The following is a 24,252-nucleotide window of genomic DNA, read 5'->3' on the forward strand; positions in this document are numbered from 1 at the left end:
GAGGTCCGCGGGGACCTACCGGCGCGCAAGCCGGTCCCCGCGGCGATGTGGCGGACCCGCGTGCGCCGGGTGGCACGCGGGTCCGCATCACCGCGGCGGATCAGACCGTCGCCGGCTGCCTGTCCTGCCGTTCCGCCTCGGGACCGTCGCCCGTGGCGTCACCGGCGTCGCCGGCACCGGAGCCGTCGGCACCCGGGGAACCGTGGTCGTCGATCAGGGTCGCCTCGTTGAACGGGTCCTGTTTGGTCAACACGCGGTGCAGCTGGTCGCGGTCGAGTCCCTTGGTGATCGATCCGATGAGGACGGTGGCCACGGCGTTGCCCGCGAAGTTCGTCAGTGCACGCGCCTCCGACATGAACCGGTCGATACCGAGGATGAATCCGACACCGTCCACGAGTTCGGGCCGGTGCGACTGCAGACCGCCCGCGAGGGTCGCGATGCCCGCCCCGGACACGCCTGCGGCCCCCTTCGACGCGATGATCATGAACACCAGCAGCGAGATCTGCTCGCCGATCGACAGCGGGCTGCCCTGGGCGGTCGCGATGAACAGGGTCGCCATCGTCAGGTAGATCGCCGTGCCGTCGAGGTTGAACGAGTACCCGGTCGGCACCGTGATGCCGACGACCGGTTTCGAGACGCCGAGGTGCTCCATCTTCGCGATGAGGCGCGGCAGCGCCGACTCGGACGACGAGGTCGACACGATCAGCAGGAACTCGCGGCCCAGGTAGCCGAGGAGCTTGAAGATGTTCACCCGCGCGCCGAGCCACAGCACCGTGCCGAGTACGGCGAAGATGAACACCAGGCAGGTCAGGTAGAACCCGATCATGATCACGGCGAGGCTGCGCAGCGCCTCCCAGCCGGTCTCGCCGACCACCGCCGCGATCGCTCCGAACGCGCCGACCGGGGCCACCCACATGATCATCGCAAGGACCCGGAACACGAGGCGCTGGATGTGCTCGATACCCCGTAGCACCGGCTTGCCCGTGGGTCCCATCTTCTGCAGTGCGAACCCGACCAGCAGCGCGACGAGCAGCGTCTGCAGTACCGAGCCGTCGGTGAACGCCGACACCATCGATTCGGGAATGATCCCGAGCAGGAAGTCGACGGTGCCCTCACCGCCTTCGGACGCCTGGTTCTGGACCTCGGACACGGCGTTCGGGTCCAACTGCATCCCCTCACCGGGGTGCAGGATGTTGCCGACGACCAGGCCGATGCCGAGCGCGAAGGTCGACATGACCAGGAAGTAGCCGACCGCCAGCACGCCGACCTTGCCGACGCTCGCGGCCTTCGCGACCGAGCCGATACCCAGCACGATGGTGCAGAAGATGATCGGGCTGATCATCATCTTGATCAGATCGACGAAACCGCTCCCGAGCGGTTTGAGATTCGTCGCGGTCTCGGGAAACGCGAAACCGACGACGATACCGAGCAGCACTGCGACGATCACGAAGATGTACAGGTAGTGCATCCTGTCTCGGCGTTTGGGCGCCTGCTCGGAGATCTCGGGCTCCGTCGTGGACGATTCGGGCAACGTTGCCTCCTCACGAAATGTCGCCTGCGATGAGGTCGTGACGTGCCGCGTTCCGGCAGCAAGTGCGGACGTGCGTGACCGCCACGGAGATCACCACTGGATTACCGGCGACTATCGGTGGCGCCGTGAGCGAAGTCCACCTTGTGTTCATTTCGTTCGCGGGCGCCTGCTCTCATGGGAGTCGTGCGTGTTCGATCGGCCGCGCCACCGAGACGGTGGAGCCTGGCGCGGCAGCTCCTGGTGTTGCAGCTGGTCGTGGTGGCCGTCCTGGTCGCGGTCGGCGCGGTCCTGGCGTACGTCGACGCCTCGGACGCGACCGAAGAGGCCGCGAGGGAGGAGGTGACGTCGGTCGCGGTGACGCTGGCCGATTCGCCGGACGTGCCCCGGGCCGCTGCACAGCGGGACCCCAGTAGTGCGCTCCAGCCCTTCGCGGAGAAGGTGCGCGCCGACACCGGCGTCGACTTCATCACGATCATGGCGCCGGACCGGACCCGGTTCACGCATCCGGATCCGCGGCGCATCGGGAAGCCGTTCATCGGGACCGTCGGGCCTGCGCTGCAGGGGCGGCTGCTGACCGAGACCTACACCGGCACCCTCGGCCCTTCGGTGCGCGCGGTGGCGCCGGTACGGGATGCGCAGGGCAGGATCGTGGCGCTGGTAGCCGTGGGCATCACGCTGAAGGCGCTGTCGCACGAGCTCACCGGCCGGCTCGTCCTGGTGGCGCTCGTGGCGGGCGGCGTGCTGCTGATCGGCGGTGCGGGCAGCTACCTCGTCAGCAGACGGCTCGCGCGGCAGACCCGGGGCGTCGCTCCGGCGCAACTGTCGTCGATGTTCGAGTACTACGAGGCGATCCTGCGGTCGGTGAGGGAAGGCCTCGTGCTCGTCGACCGCGACGGCGTCGTGGTGTTGTGCAACGACGCCGCGCGCGAGCTGCTCGGCGTGGCGACCGATCCCGCGGGGACCGCCGTGAGCGATTTGGACCTCGCCGCCGACCTCGCGCGCACGTTCGTCTCGCGCGAGCCCGCCACCGACGAACTGCACATCACCGACACGCGGGTGCTGCTCGTGAACACCGCGCCGGTGCACGCGCGGGACCGGGCGATGGGCAACGTCGTGACCCTCCGCGACCACACCGAGTTGCAGTCACTCACCGGCGAGCTCGACACGGTGCGCGGTTTCGCCGAGTCGCTGCGTTCCCAAGCGCACGAATCGGCCAACCGGCTGCACGCGGTGGTCTCGCTCGTCGAACTCGGCAGGACCGACCAGGCCGTGGCGCTGGCGACGGCCGAACTGGAAACGGCGCAGGAGCTGACCGACCGGGTGGTGGGCGCGGTCTCCGAGCCGGTGCTGGCGGCGTTGCTGCTGGGAAAGTCCAGCGAGGCCGCCGAGCGTGGCGTCGATCTCACGCTGACCTCCGACAGTTCGGTGGACGAGACCGCAGTCGCCGTGCCGGCCAGGGATCTCATCACGATCCTCGGCAACCTGATCGACAACGCCGTCGACGCGGCTGTCGACCACGCGGCCGAGCGCGCACCGCGAGTGGCCGTCACGGTGCGGGCCGACGAGACCGAACTGCTGCTGCGTGTCGCCGACAGCGGTGCCGGCCTCGAACCGGACGTCGTACCGGGCATCTTCCGGCGAGGCTGGTCGACCAAGCCGGACGGGACCGCCGGCGACCGGGGGCTGGGGCTGGCCCTCGTCGGGCAGACCGTGCGCCGGCACGGTGGCACGGTCGACGTCTCCCGCGGTGACGAGGGCGCCGCCGACGTGGGTGGTGCGGTGTTCACCGCGCGGATTCCGCTGGGCCGGTCCACGGCACGCACCCCGGACGACACCGCTGCCCCGGACGACACCGCCGCTGGGGACGACACTGCCGCTGCGGACGAGGCCGGGGACGACGTCGGAGCCGCGGACCCGGCGGGTGGAGCCGGCGACCAGGACGGCGGCGCCGGCCGGGACGGCAGTGCCGGTTGAGTCGTACTGGGTAGGCTTCGCGGCAGGATGATTGCGGTGCTGGTGGTGGAGGACGATCCGGTCGCGGCCGAGGCGCACCGTGCGTACGTCGAGCGACTTCCCGGCTTCACCGTCGCCGGGGTCGTCCATTCCGGTGCCGAGACGGTGCGGTTCTGCCGCACCCGGCCCGTGGATCTCGTCCTGCTGGACTTCTACCTGCCCGACACCCACGGCCTCGCCGTGTGCCGCACCCTGCGGGCCGACGGCAACACGGTCGACGTCATCGCCGTTACCTCCGCCCGCGACCTGGGCGTCGTGCGCGCTGCGGTGTCGGCAGGGGTGGTGCAGTACCTGTTGAAACCGTTCACGTTCGCGGCGTTGCGGGACAAACTCGAGAGCTACGCGCGGTTCCGCGACAGCGCCGCCCAGCCCGGCGAGGTCGACGGGCAGGCGGAGGTCGACCGGATGCTCGCCACGTTGCGCACCACCGAGCACGCCGCCCTGCCGAAAGGCATGAGCGGCGAGACGCTCGAGGCGATCTCGGCCGTACTCGCCGATGCCGCGCGCGAGGACGCGTCCGACGACGGCGAGGGCATGTCGGCGGCCGCGGTGGCCGACGCGGTCGGCGTCGCCAGGGTCACCGCGCGCCGGTACCTGGAGTACCTCGCCGACAGCGGACTCGCCCGGCGTAAGCCGCACTACGGCGGGGTCGGCAGGCCCGAGGTGCGCTACGCGGCGATGTCGCGGAAGGCGTGACGGCGGCCGGGATCGTCCTCGGTGGCGGCCAGTCGGGCCGCGAACGCGCGGCACCACGCCCACAACCGCTCCACGTCGACGTCGATCAGGTCCGCGAGCTCCTCAGCCGTGGCGCGCCAGCGCGCGGGGTCGCCGAGGACGACCCAGTCGATCGCGTCTGAAGCCGGGTCGGCGAGGCACGGCCGCGGGTCGATCGCCACGAGCCCGCGCGCCGCGTTCCCGGGCGGCAGCACGTTGCCCGGATGCAGGTCGCCGTGGGCGAGCACGAGCCGCGGCGGCGCCGCGGCGAGTTCCCGTGCCAGCGCGTGCCCCCGTGCGAGCGCCGCGACCTGGTCGGGATCGCCTGCCGCACGGTCCTGCCACAGTGTGAACAGCAGGTCCGTACGGTCCGTCGGCGGGCCGAAACCCCGATCGGCGGCGCGGTCCGCCGAGCTGCTCCCGTGGAGCGCGCGGATCAGGTCCGCCACGTCGTGGAGCGGGGCCGGTGCCGGCCGGTCTGCCAGCGTGGTCTCCGAAGGGAGCGCCTCGAGGAGTAACGCGCCGCCGGCCTCGGCGTACACGGCCGGCACCCGGCCGGTCGGCGCCCACACCCGAAGTGCCGCCGCCTCCGCCGTCGCGATCGCGGCGTCGGGAGTGATCTTGAGGATCGCGGCGCGGCCCGCGGTGCGGCATCGCAGGACCAGCGACGTGTTGCCGCTGCCCACCGGTTCGCCGAGGTCCAGTTCCCAACGTGCAGCCAGGTCGCGCAACAGCCCGGGCATTTCGGCCCACCACGTGTCGGCGGCGGAACCGAACCGCCTGCGGAGGCGGTCCCGTGCGGCCGCGGCACGGGCCGAGAACAGGTCCATCGCCAGTCTTTCGATCCGTAGGGTGGACGGCCATGACGAGCATCAGTACCGGCAGAGCGCCGAAGCCGGTCGCCAACTACTCACAGGCTCGGCGCAAGGGAAACATCGTGCAGGTCGCGGGCCAGGTCGGCATCGACCCGGCGACCGGCGAGGTCGTGGCGGGCGATGTCGGCAGCCAAACCCGGCAGGTGCTGGCGAACATCGAGGCGATCCTCGACGAGGCGGGCGCGAGTATGACCGACGTCGTCATGCTGCGCGTCTATCTCACCGAACCGGCGCACTTCGCCGAGATGAACGCCGCCTACAACGCGCTCGTCCCGGAACCGTTCCCGGCGCGGACCACCGTCTACGTCGGCCTGCCGCCCGGTTTCCTGGTGGAGATCGACGCCATGGCCGTGCTCGGTTAGGCGGCTGCCTTGCTGAGGCGTCCGAGCGGGTCGTCGGCGGCGGATCGGACTCGCGGCAACAGCCGCTCGTCGAGGTGCGGCTCAGTGCACGGGGCCGGTGTACTTCTCGCCGGGACCCTGGCCGGGGGCGTCGGGGACGGCGGACGCCTCGCGGAACGCCTTCTGCAGCGACTGCAGACCGTCCCGCAGGGGAGCGGCGTGCACGCCCAGGTACTCGGCCGAGGCGGTGATCAGGCCTGCCAGCGCGGTGATGAGCCTGCGGGCCTCGTCCAGGTCGCGGCGCGGGCTGGACTCCGGGTCCTCGTCGGCGAGGCCGAGCCGCTCGGCCGCCGCCGACAGCAGCATCACCGCCGCGCGGCTGATGACCTCGACGCTGGGGATCTCCTCGAGCTCACGCACGGCCTCGGCCGGGTCCGCGGCGTCCGGGGAGACCGCCGAGGCGGCCGCTCCGGCTACGGGATTATCGCCGGTTTCCGGTGTGTTGAAAGAGTCGTCGACCACGTCTGGTACCCTTCCATGTGCGACCAGCTCCCGAGCGATCGGGGGCCGCAAGTGGAGCCCCGCTCCCACCCGCGTCGCCGCCATGCGAAGGCGGCCGGGTCCGGTCCCGCAGTATTCGCCGTCCGGTGAATGCCAGCGGAACGTCTCGTGGCAACGCAGCACCGCTGCAAAGCTTCGAGGCCGCGATCGGATTGATGGGCCCCGCACCGAGGTACTCAGAGTACCGGTGACCGGGGCCCGTGGTATGTGGGCACTGTGGGCACCAGGGTCGAACGAGAACCAGCGACACTTGGACCAAGGAGGCCCCATCAGCTCCGAGACGCGCATCAATGAGCGCATCCGAGTCCCCGAGGTTCGCCTCGTGGGACCGAACGGCGAGCAGGTCGGCATCGTCCGCATCGAGGACGCCCTGCGGCTCGCCGAAGAGGCCGATCTCGACCTCGTCGAGGTGGCCCCGCAGGCGCGGCCGCCGGTAGCCCGGCTCATGGACTACGGAAAGTTCAAGTACGAGTCCGCGCAGAAGGCCCGCGAGTCGCGCCGCAACCAGCAGATGACCGTCATCAAGGAACAGAAGCTGCGGCCGAAGATCGACCCGCATGACTACGAGACGAAGAAGGGGCACGTGTCCCGCTTCCTCGCTCAGGGCAACAAGGTCAAGGTCACGATCATGTTCCGCGGTCGCGAGCAATCCCGCCCGGAGCTGGGGTTCCGTCTGCTGGAGAGGCTTGCCGAGGACGTGTCGGATCTCGCCTTCATCGAGTCGAAGCCGAAGCAGGACGGCCGCAACATGATCATGGTGCTGGCCCCGCACAAGAAGACGAAGACCAAGTCGAAGGCGACGAAGGAAGCCGAGGGCGCCGAGTCCTGACCGGCCCCCATCACGGCAGCTCGCCCGGGAGCGATACGGACGCTTCCGGGCGGCCACGTGTGCAGCACGCCGCGAGCCGGCGTGCTGCCGTTCGAAAGAGGGAAGAATGCCGAAGAACAAGACGCACAAGGGGACGGCCAAGCGCGTCCGCGTGACGGGCAAGGGCAAGCTCCGTCGTCAGCGTGTCGGTCGCCGGCACCTGATGGAGCACAAGCCCACCAAGCTCACCCGGCGCCTCGAGGGCACGACCGACGTCGCCGCTTCCGACGTGCCCCGCGTCAAGCGGCTCCTCGGTCGCTGACTTTCCCGCACCCGCCGTAACCACCGGGGCGCCAGGCGCCCCCCGAACGACAGGATGGATCCGTGGCACGCGTCAAGCGGGCGGTGAACGCCCAGAAGAAGCGTCGCGCAACACTCGACATGGCCAGCGGCTACCGCGGCCAGCGTTCGCGGCTGTACCGCAAGGCCAAGGAGCAGACGCTCCACTCGTTCCAGTACTCGTACCGGGACCGCCGTGCCCGCAAGGGTGACTTCCGCCAGCTGTGGATCACCCGGATCAACGCGGCCGCCCGTCAGAACGGCATCACCTACAACCGGCTCATCCAGGGCCTGAAGGCCGCCGGTGTCGAGGTCGACCGCAAGATCCTGGCCGAGCTCGCCGTGAACGACGCCGAGGCGTTCGCCTCGCTGGCCGAGGTGGCCAAGCAGCACGTCAACACCGACGAGAAGAAGTCGGCCTGACCGCGCGCACGTCACGACCCGGGGCTGTCACCGTGTTCACGCACAAGACGCCCCGGGTCGTTGCTGCTCGGCGCCTGACCACGAAGTCGGGCCGCGACGACGCCGGGCGTTTCCTCGCCGAGGGCGCCCAGGCCGTGCGCGAGGCCCTGCGCTTCGGACGGGTGCACGAGTTGTTCGTGACCGAGACGGCTGCCGAGCGGCACGCCGACCTCGTCGCCGAGGCGCCGCGGGTGTCGCTGATCGACCGCCGCGCCGCCGAACTGCTGTCCGAGACGGTCTCACCGCAGGGGCTTATCGCGGTGTGCGACACCGTGACGGTGCCGCTCGACGAGGCGCTCAGCGGGCAGCCACGCCTGGTCGCGGTGCTCTGCGACATCGCCGATCCCGGCAACGCGGGCACGGTGCTGCGCGTGGCCGATGCCGCCGGTGCCGATGCCGTCGTGTTCGCGGGTGACGCGGTCGACGCGCACAACGGCAAGTGTGTCCGCGCTTCCACCGGCAGCCTGTTCCACCTGCCGGTCGCCAGGGAACGAGACACGGCCGCCGTGCTCGAGGCCTGCGGCCGGGCCGGGCTGCGCACGATCGCGACGGACGGCCACGCGGAGCAGGAGCTGCCCGAGGTCTCGCTCGACGGTCCGATCGCGTGGCTGTTCGGCAACGAGGCCCACGGCCTGCCCGCCGAGGTGACCGCGGCCGCCGACGACGCGGTGCGCGTCCCGATCGCCGGTCGTGCCGAGAGTCTGAACCTCGCGACCGCTGCCGCGGTGTGCCTGTACGCCCGCGTGGTCCGCGACGGGTGAGCCGTCCGCGGCGTCCTGTTGTGCGCACCGAGGGTGATCGGTGGCAGCGCAGGGCCGGTCATTAGAATCCGAAGAGGCGTCGGCAGACGCCGCGGGGCATGTCCCGTGTCCTGACGATCTCACCAGCTCACGCGCCGAGGAGACATGTCCGAAGCCAGCGATAAGCAGTCCGCCATCGGGGGAGAGGCGCTTGCACCCGAGACGTTGCAGGCGGCGGTGACCGCGGCCGAGCAGGCCTTCGCCGCCGCGGCAGACCTCGACGAGCTGGCGGCGGTCAAGCCCGCTCACCTCGGCGACCAGGCGCCCGTGCCGCAGGCGCGCCGCGCGATCGGCTCGCTGCCCAAGGAGGAGAAGGCCGACGCGGGCAAGCGCGTGAACGAGGCGCGGCAGGCGGTGCAGACCGCCTACGACGAGCGCCTGGCCGCCCTCAAGGCCGAGCGGGACGAGAAGGTGCTCCAGGACGAGGCCGTCGACGTCACGCTGCCCTGGGACCGGGTGCCCCGCGGTGCCCGGCACCCGGTGACGACGATCGCCGAGCGCATCGCCGACGTGTTCGTCGGCATGGGCTACGAGATCGCCGAAGGCCCCGAGCTCGAAGCCGAGTGGTTCAACTTCGACGCGCTGAACTTCGGCAAGGACCACCCGGCGCGGCAGCTGGCCGACACGTTCTACGCGGGCGAGGAGGACTCCAACCTCGTGCTGCGTACCCACACCTCACCGGTGCAGGCGCGCACACTGCTGCACCGCGACCTGCCCGTCTACATCGTGTGCCCGGGTCGCACCTTCCGTACCGACGAGCTCGACGCGACCCACACGCCCGTGTTCCACCAGGTCGAAGGTCTCGCCGTGGACAAGGGCCTGACGATGGCGAACCTGCGCGGCACGCTCGACGCGTTCGCGAAGGCGATCTTCGGTGAGGAGTCGGGAACGCGGTTCCGCCCCCACTTCTTCCCGTTCACCGAGCCGTCCGCCGAGGTGGACGTGTGGTTCCCGGAGAAGAAGGGCGGCGCGGGCTGGGTCGAATGGGGCGGCTGCGGCATGGTGAACCCCAATGTGCTGCGTGCGTGCGGCGTCGACCCCGAGATCTACTCCGGCTTCGCGTTCGGCATGGGGCTCGAGCGGACGCTGATGTTCCGCAACGGCATCCCCGACATGCGGGACATGGTGGAAGGCGACATCCGGTTCACCGCGCCGTTCGGGACGGAGGCCTGATGGCCCGCCCCGGACCCCGGCACGGCACCGTGACCGGCGCCCGTTCCCACCACCGTTCCGGTAACCCTGCGATGCGGATTCCGATGCGTCCGCACCGTGGCAGCAAGGAGGCGTAGTGCGAGTCCCCGTCAGCTGGCTGACCGAACACCTCGAGCTCGACGACGAGGTCACCCCCGACACACTCGTCGAGGCGTTCGTGAACCTCGGTGTGGAGGTCGAGTCGGTCGAGCGCGTCGGCGAGGTCACCGGGCCGCTCGTGGTGGGCAGGGTCGCCGAGGTCGAGGAACTGACCGAGTTCAAGAAGCCGATCCGCTACTGCCGGGTGGAGATCGGCGAGGCCGGTTCCGACGAGACCGATGACACCGACGAGGCGGACACGGCGGACGCCGAGGGCGACGACGCGGACGAGACCGAGGTCGATGCCGGGCTGCCGAAGCCGCGGACCAACGGCATCGTGTGCGGCGCCACCAACTTCGCGGAAGGCGACCTGGTCGTCGTCGCGCTGCCGGGTGCGACGTTGCCCGGTGACTTCACAATCAGCGAGCGCAAGACCTACGGGCGCCTCAGCCAGGGCATGATCTGCTCGGCCAGAGAACTGGGCATCGGTGAGGACCACTCCGGCATCCTGGTGCTGCCCCCCGGCACAGCCTCGCCCGGCGACGACGCACGCGAGATCCTCGACCTCGACGACACGGTCCTCGAGCTGACGCCGACGCCGGACCGCGGCTACACGCTGTCGGTACGCGGGCTGGCGCGGGAGCTCTCGTGCGCGCTGAACGTGCCGTTCGGCGATCCGGCGAAGCTCGACGTGCCCGAGCCCGAGGGAGAGGCGTGGCCGGTGCGGGTCGAGGATCCGCAGGGCTGCCCGCGGTTCGTGCTGCGCCGCGTGACCGGCCTCGACGCGGGCGCGCCGACGCCGTGGTGGATTCGCCGCCGGCTGCTGCTCGCGGGGATGCGACCGATCTCGCTCGCCGTCGACGTGACGAACTACGTGATGCTCGAGCTCGGCCATCCGCTGCACGCGTTCGACACCGGCGCGATCAAGGGCGACATCGTGGTGCGCAGGGCCGAGGAGGGCGAGAAACTCACGACGCTCGACGACGCCGAGCGTGCTCTCGACCCGGACGACGTGGTGATCGCCGACGACACGGGCGTCATCTCGCTCGCCGGCACGATGGGCGGTGCCACCACGGAGATCGGCACCGAGAGCACGGACGTGCTGCTGGAAGCGGCCCACTGGGATCCCGCGTCGATCAGCCGCACCGCGCGGAGGCACCGGCTGTTCTCCGAAGCCGCGAAGCGGTTCGAGCGGTTCACCGATCCCCAGCTGTGCGAGGCCGCGGTGGAGCGGGCGGCGAAGCTGCTGCGTCAGCACGGTGACGGCAGCATCCAGCCCGGCCGTACCGTGGTCGGCGAGGTCGAGCCCGCGCCCGCGGTGACGATGCCGATCAACCTGCCGGACCGGGTCGCGGGCGTGCGCTACGAGCGCGGCGTCACCGTCGGCAGGCTGACGCAGATCGGCTGCAAGGTGGCCGTGGACACGGCCGACGACGGCACCACCCTCGTGCACGCCGTACCGCCGAGCTGGCGCAGCGACCTGATCCAGCCCGCCGACCTGGTCGAAGAGGTGCTGCGGCTCGAGGGCTACGACAGCATTCCGTCGGAGCTGCCGCCCGCACCCGCGGGACGAGGGCTGACCGAGGCCCAGCGGCGGGAGCGCGCCGTATCGCGGGCGCTGGCCGAGGCAGGTTACGTCGAGGTGCTGCCGTTCCCGTTCGTGTCGGCATCGGTGTGGGACGCGTTGTCCCTGCCCGCCGACGACCCCCGGCGCAGCACCGTCGCGGTGCGGAACCCGCTCGAGGCGGACAAGAACCAGCTGACGACGACGCTGCTGCCGGGGCTGCTCGACACGGTGCAGCGCAACATCTCCCGCGGCACACGGGACGTCTCGCTGTTCCACATCGGACAGGTCGTGCTGGGCGGCGATGAGCGCGCCGCCGCGCCGGACCCCGGAGTCGACGGTCGTCCGAACCCCGACGAGCTGGCGGCGCTCGAGGCCGCCGTGCCCGAACAGCCGCGGCACGTCGCTGTGGTCCTCGCGGGGCAGCGGCTGCGTGACGGCTGGTGGGGCAAAGGCGAACCGGCGGGTTGGGCCGACGCCATCCAGGCGGCGCGCCTCGTCGCTGCGGCGGCGAGGACCGATCTGGAGATCGAGGCCGCCGATACGCTGCCGTGGCACCCGGGCCGCTGTGCCCGGCTGATCGCCGACGGCGAGACCGTCGGTTACGCCGGCGAGCTTCACCCGAAGGTGCTCGAGGCACTGGAACTGCCGAAGCGCACGGTCGCGATGGAGCTTAACCTCGACGGGTTGCCGTTGCGAGAGGTGCGGCCCGCGCCGTCGATCGCGGCGTTCCCTCCCGTGCTGCTCGACGTGGCGCTGGTCGTCGACGCGGACGTGCCGTCGGCGCAGGTGGCCGCGGCGTTGCGCGACGGCGGTGGGGAGCTGCTCGAAGACGTGGCGCTGTTCGACCTCTACACCGGCGAGCAGGTCGGCGAGGGCAAGCGGTCATTGGCGTACAAGTTGCGGTTCCGAGCGGGCGACCGCACGCTCACGGCCGAGGAAGCCAACGAGGCGCGGGACGCCGCGGTCGCCGCGGTCACCGAACGGTTCGGCGCCACGCTGCGCAGCTGAGGCACTGTCCGGTTGTGGCACAGCACGCCTGAGACACCGCGCGGTGGATCGACTTCTGGGTTGTGGCGCTGCGGTGTCGTGGCGCTGCGGGGTTGTGGCGCTGCGGGGTTGATCCACAGCGGCGCTGACGAGACTGTGCTGTCGAGTCGCGGCGTGGTTGAGTCGCGGTGTGGTTGAGTCGCGGTTGCGTAGCGCGCTGTGGTGAGTTGACGCCGTTGCGTCCCTGGTGTTCGAACCCGTGACGTGTGGTGCTGTGACGTGAGGCGCCCTGACGTTGTGGGGTGTCCTGACGCGGTGGTGACGTCGCGGGGCGCCGTGGTGACGTCGTCGCGGGGCGCGGGGGTGACGTCGTCGCGGGGCGCGGGGGTGACGTCGCGTTGTGGTGAAGCCGAGCTGCAGCGCTCGCGCGGGGCGGGTGCTCATCCGATGGCGTGGTGTCCGTCGCCCCGACTGTATTGGACTTGCATCGGCATGCATAATCATTCGTATGACGGTGAAGGTTGCGGTGGCCGGCGCCACCGGATATGCCGGTGGCGAGCTGCTGCGGCTGTTGCTAGCCCACCCGGACGTGGAGATCGGCGCGCTGACGGCCGCCAGCAGTGCGGGTACCCCGCTCGGAAGTCTGCAACCACATCTGCCGCCGTTGGCCGACCGTGTGGTCGGCGAGACGTCGGCCGACACGCTCGGCGGGCACGACGTGGTGTTCCTCGCACTTCCGCACGGTCATTCCGGTGCGATCGCGGAGCAGCTCGGTCCGGATGTACTGGTCGTGGACCTGGGCGCGGACCATCGGTTGCGCGACGCCGCCGACTGGCAGCACTGGTACGGGGGCGAGCACGCCGGTACCTGGCCGTACGGCCTCCCGGAGCTGCCCGGTGCCCGCGAACGGTTGCACGGGACGCGCCGTGTCGCGGTGCCCGGTTGCTTCCCGACGGGCGGTTCGCTGGCGCTAGCGCCAGCCGTGGCCGCGGGGTTGGTGACGACGGACGTGACGATCGTGTCGGTGACGGGCACGTCGGGGGCCGGTAAGAGCCTGAAGCCGCACCTGCTCGGATCCGAGGTCATGGGCAGCACGAGTGCGTACGGCGTGGCCGGCGCGCACCGGCACACCCCGGAGTTCGTGCAGAACCTGAGCGCGGTCGCGGGCCGGAAGGTCACCGTGTCGTTCACGCCGGTGCTGGCTCCGATGCCGCGGGGGATCCTCACGACGGCGAGTGCACCGCTGACCGGCGACGCGGCCGCGGCTCGGCGGGTGTACGAGGCGGCCTACGCCGACGAACCGTTCGTGCAGGTGTTGCCGGAGGGGCAGTGGCCGACGACGTCGGCGACCGTGGGGTCGAACACGGTGCAACTCCAGGTTTCGGTCGACGAGCAGGCGGGCCGGCTGGTGGTCGTGGCGGCGATCGACAATCTGACGAAGGGCACCGCGGGCGGTGCGGTGCAGTCGATGAACATCGCGCTCGGTCTCGACGAGACGACCGGGTTGCCGACGGCGGGGGTCGCGCCGTGACCGCCGACGTACTTGTTCCCGCGGAGGCGGCCGGGGTGACCGCCGACGTACTTGTTCCCGCGGAGGCGGTGGAGCATGCCGCCGACGTATTTGTTCCCGCGGAGGCGGTGGAGCATGCCGCCGACGTACCTGTAGGCGCGGATGCGGCGCAGGGGGCTGCGGCCGCATCGCGAACGTTGGAGGCGACACCATGACGATCACGTCTCCCCAGGGCTTTCGGGCGTCGGGGGTCACGGCGGGGCTGAAGGCGAGTGGCACGTCCGATGTGGCGCTCGTGGTGAACGACGGTCCGTCCGATGTGGCGGCGTGTGTCTACACGTCGAATCGGTGCAAGGCGAATCCGGTGTTGTGGAGTGAGCAGGTTACCGCGGACGGCCGGGCGAAGGCCGTGGTGCTCAACTCCGGTGGTGCGAACTGTTACACGGGGCCGGAGGGATTCCAGACGACGCATGCCAGTGCCGAGCTGGTGGCCGAGCGGTTGGGCATGGGTGCGATCGACGTCGTCGTGTGTTCGACGGGCCTGATCGGTGACCAGCTGGACCGCGACAAGCTTTCGGCGGGTATCGAGCGTGCGGCGGATGCGTTGTCGGCCGGCGGTGGGACCGCGGCTGCCGAGGCGATCATGACGACGGACACGCGAAGCAAGGAGTCGGAGCGTTCCGGCGACGGCTGGACGGTCGGCGGGATGGCGAAGGGTGCGGGCATGCTCGCCCCGGCGCTGGCCACGATGCTGGTGGTGATCACGACCGATGCGCAGCTGGATTCCGCGGTGGCGGACCGCGCGTTGCGGGCGGCGACGCGGGTGACCTTCGATCGCCTCGATTCGGACGGCTGTATGTCCACGAACGACACGGTGTTGCTCATGAGCAGCGGCGCCTCGGGGGTCAAGCCCGACGAGGCGGTGTTCACGGCGCGGCTGACCGAGGTGTGCCACGACCTGGCCCAGCAGTTGCTGTCCGATGCGGAGGGTGCCAATCACGACATCGCCATCGAGGTCGTGAACGCGGCGTCGGAGGACGACGCGGTCGAGGTGGGCCGGTCGGTCGCACGGAGCAACCTGTTCAAGGCGGCGGTGTTCGGGAAGGACCCGAACTGGGGCCGGATCCTCGCGTCGGTCGGGACGACCGGCGCGGTGTTCGAGCCTGGTGAGCTCGACGTGGCGATGAACGGCGTGTGGATCTGCCGCGGCGGCGAGCCGGGGGACTCGCGCGAACTGGTGGACCTGAACGAGCGCGAGGTCAGCGTGACGGTCGACCTGAAGGCGGGGACGGAGTCGGCCACGATCTGGACCAACGATCTGACGCACGCGTACGTGCACGAGAATTCGGCGTATTCGACATGAGTGATCCGGAATCCCTGGTCCCCGCCGACGAGCGCCTGGCCACGGCGTCGGAGAAGGCGGGCGTGCTGATCGAGGCGCTGCCGTGGCTGCAGCGGTTCCACGGCGCGACGGTCGTCGTCAAGTACGGCGGCAACGCGATGGTCGACGACGAGCTCAAGCGCGCGTTCGCCGAGGACATGGTGTTCCTGCGGCTGGCGGGCGTGCACCCGGTCGTGGTGCACGGTGGCGGGCCGCAGATCAGCTCGATGCTGGACCGACTCGGCATCGATGGCGAGTTCAAGGGCGGGTTGCGCGTCACGACGCCGGAGACCATGGACGTGGTGCGGATGGTGTTGGTCGGCCAGGTCAGCAGGGAGCTGGTGGGCCTGATCAACGCGCACGGTCCGTACGCGGTCGGTATCTCGGGGGAGGACGCGCGCCTGTTCACCGCCGAACGGAAACAGGCCACGGTGGACGGCGAGAGTGTTGACATCGGGTTGGTCGGCGAGGTCGCCGGGGTGAATCCGGATGCGGTGCAGGACATCGTCAACGCCGGTCGGATCCCCGTGGTGTCGACGGTCGCCCCGGACGCCGACGGTGTGGTGCACAACGTGAACGCCGACACGGCGGCGGGTGCGCTCGCGGATGCGCTCGGGGCCGAGAAGCTCGTCGTGCTGACCGACGTCGAAGGCCTGTACGCCAACTGGCCGGACCGTTCGTCGCTGATCGACAAGATCGGGGTGAGCCGGCTCGAGGTGATGCTGCCGGAGCTGGCCAGCGGGATGATCCCGAAGATGGAGGCGTGCGTGCGCGCCATCCGCGGTGGTGTCAGCAGCGGGCACGTGATCGACGGCCGGATCCCGCACTCGGTGTTGCTCGAGGTGTTCACCGAACGCGGCATCGGCACGATGGTGTTGCCCGACGGTTCGCAGGAGGGCTTGTAATGTCCAATCAGGACTACCAGCGGCGGTGGCAGGCCGCGATGATGAACAATTACGGCACTCCGCAGCTGTCGCTGGCGCGCGGCGAGGGCGCGGTGGTGTGGGACGCCGACGGCACGCGGTATCTGGATTTCCTCACCGGCATCGCGGTGAACGCGCTCGGCCACGCGCACCCGGCTGTGACCGAGGCGGTGACGCGCCAGGTCGGCACGCTCGGCCACACGTCCAACCTCTACATCAACGAGCCTGCGCTGACGCTCGCCGAACGGCTGCTGGAGCTGTCCGGTGCTGCCGGCGGCAAGGCGTTGTTCTGCAACTCGGGCGCCGAGGCGAACGAGACGGCGTTCAAGCTCACCCGGCGTACCGGCCGCACCAAGGTCGTCGCCACCGACGGCGGGTTCCACGGCCGCACGATGGGCGCACTCGCGCTCACCGGCCAGCCGTCCAAACGGGAGCCGTTCGAACCGCTCGTGCCCGGTGTCGAACACATCCCGTACGGCGACGTCGCCGCGCTCGAGGCAGCCATCGACGACGACACCGCGGCGTTCGTCGTCGAGCCGGTGCAGGGCGAGAACGGTGTCGTCGTCCCGCCGGAGGGATACCTGCAGGCGGCACGGGAGATCACGAGAGCCCGAGGTGCGCTGCTCGTGGTCGACGAGGTGCAGACCGGCATCGGCAGGCTCGGCAGCTGGTTCGGGTACCAGCAGGCGGGCATCACGCCGGACATCGTCACCCTCGCGAAAGGCCTCGGCGGCGGACTGCCCCTCGGCGCGTGCCTGGCCTTCGGTGACGCGGCGAGCCTGTTCGAGCCCGGTCAGCACGGGACGACGTTCGGCGGCAACCCGGTGTGTTGCGCCGCGGGCCTGGCCGTGCTGGACACGATTTCCACCGACGGGCTGCTCGATCACGTGGAGACGGTCGGCAAGGATCTCGCCGCCGGTGTCGAGGCGCTCGACCATCCGCTCGTCGCGGGTGTGCGCGGCCGCGGCGTGCTGCTCGGTGTGCAGCTGACCGAAGCGGTCGCGGGCAAGGCCGCGGCAGCTGCCCAGCAAGCCGGTTTCCTCATCAACCCCATCCAGCCGGACGTGATCCGGCTCGCGCCGCCGCTGGTCCTGTCCCGGGATCAGGCCGGTGAGCTCGTGTCGGCGCTGCCGGCCGTGCTGACCTCGGCGCTCGAGGCAAAGGACTGACATGCCACGCCATTTCCTCCGTGACGACGATCTGACACCGGACGAGCAGTCCGCGATCCTCGATCTGGCCGACGAACTGAAGAAGCGGCCGCACGGCGATCAGCTCGCCGGTCCGCGAGCCATCGCGGTGATCTTCGAGAAGAACTCCACGCGCACGCGGTTCTCGTTCGAGGTGGGCATCGCCCAGCTCGGCGGGCATCCGGTCGTCGTCGACGGGCGCAGCATGCAGTTGGGGCGCGAGGAGACGATCGAGGACACCGCGCGGGTGCTGGCCAGCTACGTCGACGCCGTCGTGTGGCGTACGTTCGCCCAGGCGCGCATCGACAAGCTCGCGTCGGTGGCCACGGTGCCGGTGATCAACGCGCTCACCGACGAGTTCCATCCGTGCCAGATCCTCGCCGACCTGCAGACCGTGCGGGAGCGGAAGGGCTCGCTCGCCGGGCTGACCCTGACCTATCTCGGGGACGGCGCCAACAACATGGCCCATTCGCTGCTGCTGGGCGGGGTCACCGCGGGCATGCATGTGCGGGTGGCGGCCCCCGCGGGGTTCCACCCGATGCCGTGGGTGCTGGACGCGGTGCAAAAGCGTGCCGCCGAAACGGGCGGCAGCGCCTCGGTGCTGACCGATCCGCACGCGGCCGTGGACGGTGCCGACGTCGTGACGACCGACTCCTGGACGTCGATGGGCCAGGAGAACGACGGCAAGGACCGGGTCGCCCCGTTCCGGCCGTACCAGGTCAACGGCGATCTGCTCCGCCGCACGGGGAAGGACACGATCGTGCTCCACGACCTGCCCGCGCACCGCGGCTGGGAGATCACCGACGAGGTGATCGACGGCCCGGCGAGCGCGGTGTGGGACGAGGCGGAGAACCGGCTGCACGCCCAGAAGGCGCTGCTGACGTGGTTGATGGACCGTGAGGAGGCTGCGTGAGCGACGATGGCGGAGCTTGCGGAGCCTGGCTCACCAAAGCCGACCGGGTTGGGCCCCTGTTGTGGCACGCTTTCGCGCCACAACAGGGGAGGGTGTCCAGCAGGACACGACGATGACTCATTCCCGAGTGGCGCGGCAGGCCAGGATCACCGAGCTGGTGTCGACCGTGGCGATCCGTAGCCAGACCGAACTGGCGAAGCTGTTGGCGGCCGAAGGCGTCGAGGTGACACAGGCTACGTTGTCGCGGGATCTCGACGAGCTGGGCGCCGTGAAGCTCCGCGGTGCCGACTCCGGCGCACCGGTGTACGTGATCCCGGAGGACGGCAGTCCGGTCAAGGGCGTGCAGGGCGGCACGTCGCGGCTGTCGCGGCTGCTCGGTGAGCTGCTGGTGTCGGCGGAGGGTTCGGCCAACCTCACCGTGGTGCGCACCCCGCCCGGTGCGGCGCAGTTCCTGGCGAGCGCGATCGACAGGGCGGCGCTGGGCGACGTGCTCGGCACCATCGCGGGCGACGACACCGTCATGGTGATCGCCCGCGAACCTGCGGGTGGCCCCGCACTGGCCCGCCTGCTGACCGAGCTGGCCGACCGTCACCCGACCGACCCCGACTGACCCCAGAACGTAAGGAAGCGAAATTGAGCAAGGTTCTCATGTCCCTGCCGAAGGGCGAGCGCGTCGGCATCGCGTTCTCCGGCGGTCTCGACACATCCGTGGCCGCGGCGTGGATGCGTGACAAGGGCGCGGTGCCGTGCACCTACACGGCCGACATCGGGCAGTACGACGAGGACGACATCGACGGCCTGCCCGGCCGCGCGAAGGACTACGGCGCGGAGATCGCCCGCATCGTCGACTGCAAGCGGCAGTTGGTCGACGAGGGGCTGGCCGCGCTGGCCTGCGGTGCGTTCCACCTGCGTTCCGGTGGGCGGGCGTACTTCAACACCACACCGCTCGGCCGCGCGGTCACCGGCACGATGCTGGTCCGTGCGATGCAGGCCGACGGAGTCGACATCTGGGGCGACGGCTCGACGTTCAAGGGCAACGACATCGAGCGGTTCTACCGCTACGGCCTGCTGGCCAACCCGGAGCTGCGCATCTACAAGCCGTGGCTGGACCCGGACTTCGTGCGTGAGCTGGGCGGGCGCCAGGAGATGAGCGAGTGGCTCACCGAGCACGGCCTGCCGTACCGCGATCCGGCGGAGAAGGCCTACTCCACCGACGCCAACATCTGGGGCGCCACGCACGAGGCGAAGACCCTCGAGCACCTCGACGTCTCGCTGGAGACCGTCGACCCGATCATGGGCGTGAAGTTCTGGGATGACGATGTACGGATCCCGGCCGAGGACGTCACGGTGCGGTTCGAGGCGGGCCGGCCGGTGGCGATCAACGGCCGGACCTTCGACGACCCGGTCGCGCTCGTGGTCGAGGCCAACGCCATCGGTGGCCGCCACGGCCTGGGCATGTCCGACCAGATCGAGAACCGGATCATCGAGGCCAAGTCCCGCGGGATCTACGAGGCGCCGGGCATGGCACTGCTGTGGATCACCTACGAGCGGCTGCTCAACGCGATTCACAACGAGGACACGGTCGAGAACTATCACACCGAGGGCCGCAAGCTCGGCAGGTTGCTCTACGAGGGCCGGTGGCTGGACCCGCAGGCGCTGATGATGCGGGAGGCGATTCAGCGATGGATCGCCTCGCTGGTCACCGGCGAGGTGACGTTGCGACTGCGCCGCGGCGAGGACTACACGATCCTGGCCACGGAGGGCGCCAACTTCTCGTATCACCCCGAGCGCCTGTCGATGGAGCGGGTCGAGGGCGCCGCGTTCGGCCCCACCGACCGCATCGGCCAGCTGACCATGCGCAACCTCGACATCGCCGACTCGCGGCACAAGCTCGAGTTCTACGCGCAGCAGCCGCTCGACCAGGGCCAGGTGCTCGTCGAGAACGGCACGCTGTTCGGCGAACTGCCCTCGGGCGGCGCCGACCGCATCACCGACAACCCCGAGGCCTCGAGCGAGACACCCACGCCGCTCGACGAGGCCGCCATGGAGTACGGGACCGACTGATGAACGACAACGTCAAGCTCTGGGGCGGGCGGTTCGCCAGCGGCCCAGCCGACGCCATGGCTGCGCTGTCGGCGTCGACGCACTTCGACTGGGTGCTGGCTCCGTACGACATCGCGGGATCGCGGGCGCACGCCCGGGTGCTGCACCGTGCCGGGCTGCTCAGCTCCGGCGAACTGGAGAGCATGCTCGCGGCGCTGGACACACTCGCCGAGGACGTGGCCTCCGGCGCGTTCACGCCGACGATCGCCGACGAGGACGTGCACACCGCACTGGAACGGGGGCTGCTCGAGCGGGCTGGCGCCGAGCTGGGCGGGAAGCTGCGCGCGGGCCGGTCCCGCAACGACCAGGTGGCGACCCAGTTCCGCATGTGGTTGCGGGACGCCGCCCGGCGCATCGTGACCGGCGCCCTCGACGTCGTCGACGCGCTGGTCGCGCAGGCGCACCGGCATCCGGACGCCGTACTGCCGGGCCGAACGCATCTGCAGCACGCCCAGCCCGTGCTGTTGGCGCACCACCTGCTGGCACACGCGCAGGCGCTGCTGCGGGACGTGAGCAGGCTCCGCGACTGGGATGCCCGCACGGCCGAGTCGCCGTACGGATCGGGTGCGCTCGCGGGGTCGTCGCTCGGTCTCGACCCGGAGGCGGTCGCCGCCGAACTCGGCTTCGACGGCAGCGTCGACAACTCCATCGACGGCACTGCGTCGCGGGACTTCGCCGCGGAGTTCGCGTTCGCCGTCGCGATGCTCGGGGTGAACCTGTCGCGGATCGCCGAAGAGGTCATCCTCTGGAACACCGCGGAGTTCGGCTACGTGACGCTGGACGACGCGTGGGCCACCGGCAGTTCGATCATGCCGCAGAAGAAGAACCCGGACGTCGCCGAGCTCACCCGCGGCAAGTCGGGCAAGCTCATCGGCAATCTGTCGGGCCTGCTGGCGACGCTCAAGGCGCAGCCGCTCGCGTACAACCGCGACCTGCAGGAGGACAAGGAGCCGGTCTTCGACTCGGTGGCGCACCTCGAGCTGCTGCTGCCCGCGCTCGCGGGAATGCTGGGCACGCTGACGTTCCACACCGACCGGATGGCCGCGCTGGCGCCGGCCGGGTTCACGCTCGCCACCGACGTCGCAGAGTGGCTGGTGCGCAAGGGGGTGCCGTTCCGCAGCGCCCACGAGGCGGCGGGCGAGTGCGTCCGGGTGGCCGAAGGACGCGGTGTCGGTCTCGACGACCTGACCGACGACGAGTTGTCGGCGATCCACCAGGAGTTGACGGCGGACGTGCGCGAGGTGCTGACCGTCGCGGGCTCGGTGGCCTCCCGTGACGCCAAGGGCGGGACCGCCCCGGCGAGGGTGGCCGAGCAGCGGGACCGGCTCGTCGAACGTGCCTCCGGGCACCGGGCGTGGGCGGCCACGCCCGCGCGGGCGGACGGGCGGCCGTGACGATGACGCTATCCTGCCCGGCATGATCGACGACGCAGTGCGGGTGGTGAGCCGTGACGACCTCGCCGTCGATCCGGTCGCCTTGGCGCCGTGGCTGCTGGGCTGTGTGCTCGAATCGCGCAGCGACGAGGGCACGGTGCGGGTGCGGCTCGCCGAGGTCGAGGCCTACCGCGGACTCGACGACCCGGCGTCGCACTGCTACCGCGGCCGGACGCCCCGCAACGACGTGATGTGGGGCCCGGCCGGGCATCTGTACGTCTACTTCGTCTACGGCATGCACTTCTGTGCCAATGTCGTGGGACTCACCGACGGCAAGCCGGGCGCCGTGCTCGTGCGGGCCGGTGAGGTGATCGAGGGCCGGGAGCTGGCGCGATCGCGGCGGCCCACCGCCCGCGGTAACGGTGCCGTCGCCAAGGGGCCCGCGGTCCTGACCTCACTGCTGGGGCTCGACGCGGCGCACAACGGCGTCGATCTCACCGACGGGGCGTCGCCGGTGCGGCTGCTTCAGGGCGACGACGTCGCGGCCGAACGCATCCGCACCGGGCCGCGGGTCGGGGTCGCCGCGGCCCAGGACGTGCCGTGGCGGTTCTGGATCGACGGGTCGCCCGCCGTGAGCACCTACCGGCGCGGCGGTCGCGCGCGCCGGTGACCGGGGCCGCAGCGGTCCGCGGCGGCGGGCCGGGGACAATGGGCGCGTGAGTGAGCACATCCTTGACGAGCTGACCTGGCGGGGACTGATCACCCAGTCCACGGACATCGAGACGCTGCGGCGCGATCTCAGCGCCGGCCCCGTGTCCGTCTACACGGGATTCGACCCGACCGCGCCCAGCCTCCACGCCGGGCATCTCGTGCAGATGCTGACCCTGCGCCGCTTCCAGAACGCCGGCTACCGGCCCGTCCTGCTCGCGGGCGGGGGAACCGGCCTGATCGGCGATCCGCGGGACGTGGGGGAGCGCACGCTCAACTCGGAGGAAACCGTCCGCGAATGGGCGCAGCGCCTCCGCGGCCAGCTGGCCCGGTTCGTGGACTTCGACGACCCCGACCTGAAGCCGGTCGAGGTCAACAACCTCGACTGGCTCGGATCCATGTCCCTGCCGACCTTCCTCCGGGACGTGGGCAAGCACTTCTCGATCAACACGATGCTGGCCCGCGACACGGTCAAGCGCAGGCTCGAAGGCGACGGCATGTCGTACACCGAGTTCAGCTACATGCTTCTGCAGGCGCACGACTACCGGGAGCTCTACGAGCGGCACGGGGTCACGCTCCAGGTCGGCGGGTCCGACCAGTGGGGCAACATCGTCGCGGGCGTCGACCTGGTCCGGCGAGTGCACGGTGCGCAGGTCCACGGGTTGACCACGCCGCTGGTCACCGACGCCGACGGCCGCAAGCTCGGCAAGTCCACCGGCGGCGGCAACGTGTGGCTCGACCCGGAACTGACCTCGCCGTACGCCTGGTACCAGTACTTCCTCAACCTGCCGGACGCGAGTGTGTCCGAGTACCTCAAGTTGCTGACCTTCCTCGACCGCGACGAGATCGCCGAACTCGAGACGGCGACGGCGGAGCGGCCCGCCGCCAGGGCGGGGCAGCGGCGGCTGGCGCAGGAGCTGACCGATCTGGTTCACGGGCCGGAGCAGACGGCCCAGGTCGTCGCGGCGAGCCAGGCGCTGTTCGGCCGGGGCGAGTTGGCCGGGCTCGACGAACCGACGTTGCGAGCTGCCCTCGCGGAGGTACCCGTCGGCGAGGTGACGTTGTCCGACGAGCCGACCATTGTGGACGTGCTCGTGGCCACCGGTCTGGTGGAGAGCAAGGGCGCCGCGCGCCGCACCGTCAAGGAGGGCGGGGCGTACGTGAACAACACGAAGATCACCGACGACACGTGGGGCCCTGCGGAGTCCGACGCGCTGCACGGGCAGTGGCTCGTCGTGCGTCGCGGCAAGCGGAACCTGGCCGGACTGCGCCTGCTGGCATGATCAGGTCGCTGACCAGGGGTTTCGCAAAAAGGGACCCCCCTGTTTCAGAGGGTTTCGCGGACGTGTAATGTTCTCTTCGTCGCCAGGGAGACCGGGCAGACGGAAGCCGAAAGGCCAAGTCGGAAGCCCCGGGTTACCAGGCGAGGGGACATGAACCAAGCTCCCACAGACGTGGTAGAGTGGGTGTTCCCAAGTCGGAGCGATCAGCCCAAGACAAGCCGGTAGGTTTGGTGCGGTGCTGACTGCGCCCTGACGATATAACCAACTGCGTGTTGTTTGAGAACTCAACAGTGTGTTTGTGAGCTTTGTTTTGTTGCTTTGTGCCCCTTTTTTGGGGTTTCTTTGAGCTAGCGCAGGGCCATGGTTGATCACGGTTTGTGGTTGGTTGTGGTTGTGTGTTTTTTGCTTGGATTTGATTTTTCAATGCATTGTTGGAGAGTTTGATCCTGGCTCAGGACGAACGCTGGCGGCGTGCTTAACACATGCAAGTCGTACGCTGAAGCCCGCGCTTGCGTGGGTGGATGAGTGGCGAACGGGTGAGTAACACGTGGGTAATCTGCCTTGTACTCTGGGATAAGCCCGG

General features: G+C 70.2%; 22 protein-coding genes and 1 rRNA gene. 20 read left to right on the plus strand and 3 right to left on the minus strand.

The features are described from left to right. Positions 1 to 100 precede the first annotated feature (100 nt). On the minus strand, positions 101 to 1,468 hold the full coding sequence (locus LY40_RS20185) for a cation:dicarboxylate symporter family transporter (protein ID WP_183786604.1): 1,368 nt from the start codon (positions 1,466 to 1,468) through the stop codon (positions 101 to 103). A 246-nt stretch (positions 1,469 to 1,714) separates the two neighbouring features. Here LY40_RS20185 and LY40_RS20190 point away from each other — a divergent pair, with 246 nt between their 5' ends. Together LY40_RS20190 and LY40_RS20195 are read left to right on the plus strand one after the other, a co-directional pair. Beyond that, positions 1,715 to 3,505 carry an ATP-binding protein gene (locus tag LY40_RS20190; protein ID WP_258937828.1) on the plus strand — a complete coding sequence of 597 codons (1,791 nt, stop codon included), beginning with the start codon at positions 1,715 to 1,717 and terminating at the stop codon, positions 3,503 to 3,505. 27 nt (positions 3,506 to 3,532) lie between these two features. Continuing rightward, positions 3,533 to 4,240, plus strand: coding sequence for a response regulator (locus LY40_RS20195; protein WP_183786570.1), 708 nt, complete (start codon positions 3,533 to 3,535; stop codon positions 4,238 to 4,240). On the opposite strand, the gene LY40_RS20200 is transcribed toward LY40_RS20195, so the two are convergent. Further along, positions 4,213 to 5,088 carry a phosphotransferase gene (locus LY40_RS20200; protein WP_258937829.1) on the minus strand — a complete coding sequence of 292 codons (876 nt, stop codon included), beginning with the start codon at positions 5,086 to 5,088 and terminating at the stop codon, positions 4,213 to 4,215. The genes LY40_RS20195 and LY40_RS20200 overlap by 28 nt on opposite strands. A 32-nt stretch (positions 5,089 to 5,120) precedes the next feature. On the opposite strand from LY40_RS20200, the gene LY40_RS20205 reads away from it, so the two are divergent. Next, a complete protein-coding gene (locus LY40_RS20205; RefSeq protein WP_183786568.1) occupies positions 5,121 to 5,495 on the plus strand; it encodes a RidA family protein in 375 nt (124 codons plus the stop codon). An 81-nt stretch (positions 5,496 to 5,576) separates the two neighbouring features. Here the strand turns inward: LY40_RS20205 and LY40_RS26430 are convergent, their stop codons facing one another. Next, a complete protein-coding gene (locus LY40_RS26430; RefSeq protein ID WP_372497761.1) occupies positions 5,577 to 5,996 on the minus strand; it encodes a DUF1844 domain-containing protein in 420 nt (139 codons plus the stop codon). A gap of 244 nt (positions 5,997 to 6,240) precedes the next feature. Between LY40_RS26430 and infC the strand changes: the two genes are divergently transcribed. The 17 genes from infC to LY40_RS20295 form a co-directional block, all read left to right on the plus strand. Next, positions 6,241 to 6,864 (plus strand): translation initiation factor IF-3, encoded by a 624-nt coding sequence (infC, locus tag LY40_RS20215; protein ID WP_183659378.1) that lies wholly within the window; start codon positions 6,241 to 6,243, stop codon positions 6,862 to 6,864. Positions 6,865 to 6,970: 106 nt separating this feature from the next. Then, positions 6,971 to 7,165, plus strand: coding sequence for a 50S ribosomal protein L35 (rpmI, locus tag LY40_RS20220; RefSeq protein WP_183659239.1), 195 nt, complete (start codon positions 6,971 to 6,973; stop codon positions 7,163 to 7,165). A gap of 62 nt (positions 7,166 to 7,227) precedes the next feature. Beyond that, positions 7,228 to 7,605 carry a 50S ribosomal protein L20 gene (gene rplT / locus LY40_RS20225; RefSeq protein WP_183786567.1) on the plus strand — a complete coding sequence of 126 codons (378 nt, stop codon included), beginning with the start codon at positions 7,228 to 7,230 and terminating at the stop codon, positions 7,603 to 7,605. Between the two features lie 32 nt (positions 7,606 to 7,637). Continuing rightward, entirely contained in the window at positions 7,638 to 8,405 is a 768-nt protein-coding gene (locus LY40_RS20230) for a TrmH family RNA methyltransferase (RefSeq protein ID WP_258937830.1), read from the plus strand. 144 nt (positions 8,406 to 8,549) lie between these two features. After that, positions 8,550 to 9,617 (plus strand): phenylalanine--tRNA ligase subunit alpha, encoded by a 1,068-nt coding sequence (gene pheS / locus LY40_RS20235; RefSeq protein WP_183786566.1) that lies wholly within the window; start codon positions 8,550 to 8,552, stop codon positions 9,615 to 9,617. A 115-nt stretch (positions 9,618 to 9,732) separates the two neighbouring features. Beyond that, positions 9,733 to 12,309 carry a phenylalanine--tRNA ligase subunit beta gene (gene pheT / locus LY40_RS20240; protein WP_258937831.1) on the plus strand — a complete coding sequence of 859 codons (2,577 nt, stop codon included), beginning with the start codon at positions 9,733 to 9,735 and terminating at the stop codon, positions 12,307 to 12,309. Between the two features lie 487 nt (positions 12,310 to 12,796). Beyond that, on the plus strand, positions 12,797 to 13,819 hold the full coding sequence (argC, locus tag LY40_RS20245; protein ID WP_183786564.1) for an N-acetyl-gamma-glutamyl-phosphate reductase: 1,023 nt from the start codon (positions 12,797 to 12,799) through the stop codon (positions 13,817 to 13,819). 190 nt (positions 13,820 to 14,009) lie between these two features. Next, positions 14,010 to 15,161: a bifunctional glutamate N-acetyltransferase/amino-acid acetyltransferase ArgJ gene (gene argJ, locus LY40_RS20250; protein WP_258937832.1), complete on the plus strand. Its 1,152-nt coding sequence runs from the start codon at positions 14,010 to 14,012 to the stop codon at positions 15,159 to 15,161. After that, positions 15,158 to 16,084, plus strand: a complete 927-nt coding sequence (argB, locus tag LY40_RS20255) for an acetylglutamate kinase (protein WP_183786562.1) — start codon at positions 15,158 to 15,160, stop codon at positions 16,082 to 16,084. The genes argJ and argB overlap by 4 nt, the downstream gene beginning before the upstream one ends. Then, on the plus strand, positions 16,084 to 17,271 hold the full coding sequence (locus LY40_RS20260; protein WP_258937833.1) for an acetylornithine transaminase: 1,188 nt from the start codon (positions 16,084 to 16,086) through the stop codon (positions 17,269 to 17,271). Before argB ends, LY40_RS20260 begins: the two co-directional genes overlap by 1 nt. A 1-nt stretch (position 17,272) precedes the next feature. Next, positions 17,273 to 18,202, plus strand: coding sequence for an ornithine carbamoyltransferase (argF, locus tag LY40_RS20265; RefSeq protein ID WP_258937834.1), 930 nt, complete (start codon positions 17,273 to 17,275; stop codon positions 18,200 to 18,202). A 61-nt stretch (positions 18,203 to 18,263) separates the two neighbouring features. Next, positions 18,264 to 18,812, plus strand: a complete 549-nt coding sequence (locus tag LY40_RS20270; RefSeq protein WP_258937835.1) for an arginine repressor — start codon at positions 18,264 to 18,266, stop codon at positions 18,810 to 18,812. 23 nt (positions 18,813 to 18,835) lie between these two features. Further along, complete coding sequence (gene argG / locus LY40_RS20275; RefSeq protein WP_183786558.1) at positions 18,836 to 20,266, plus strand: argininosuccinate synthase; 1,431 nt, start codon at positions 18,836 to 18,838, stop codon at positions 20,264 to 20,266. Continuing rightward, a complete protein-coding gene (gene argH / locus LY40_RS20280) occupies positions 20,266 to 21,699 on the plus strand; it encodes an argininosuccinate lyase (protein ID WP_183786557.1) in 1,434 nt (477 codons plus the stop codon). The genes argG and argH overlap by 1 nt, the downstream gene beginning before the upstream one ends. A gap of 22 nt (positions 21,700 to 21,721) precedes the next feature. After that, on the plus strand, positions 21,722 to 22,348 hold the full coding sequence (locus tag LY40_RS20285) for a DNA-3-methyladenine glycosylase (RefSeq protein WP_183786556.1): 627 nt from the start codon (positions 21,722 to 21,724) through the stop codon (positions 22,346 to 22,348). A 46-nt stretch (positions 22,349 to 22,394) separates the two neighbouring features. After that, on the plus strand, positions 22,395 to 23,669 hold the full coding sequence (gene tyrS, locus LY40_RS20290; protein ID WP_183786555.1) for a tyrosine--tRNA ligase: 1,275 nt from the start codon (positions 22,395 to 22,397) through the stop codon (positions 23,667 to 23,669). Positions 23,670 to 24,097: 428 nt separating this feature from the next. Continuing rightward, positions 24,098 to 24,252 (plus strand): 16S ribosomal RNA (locus LY40_RS20295); the annotation flags it as partial.

Origin of the sequence: Prauserella salsuginis, assembly GCF_024648885.1 — a bacterium.
GTDB lineage: Bacteria > Actinomycetota > Actinomycetes > Mycobacteriales > Pseudonocardiaceae > Prauserella > Prauserella salsuginis.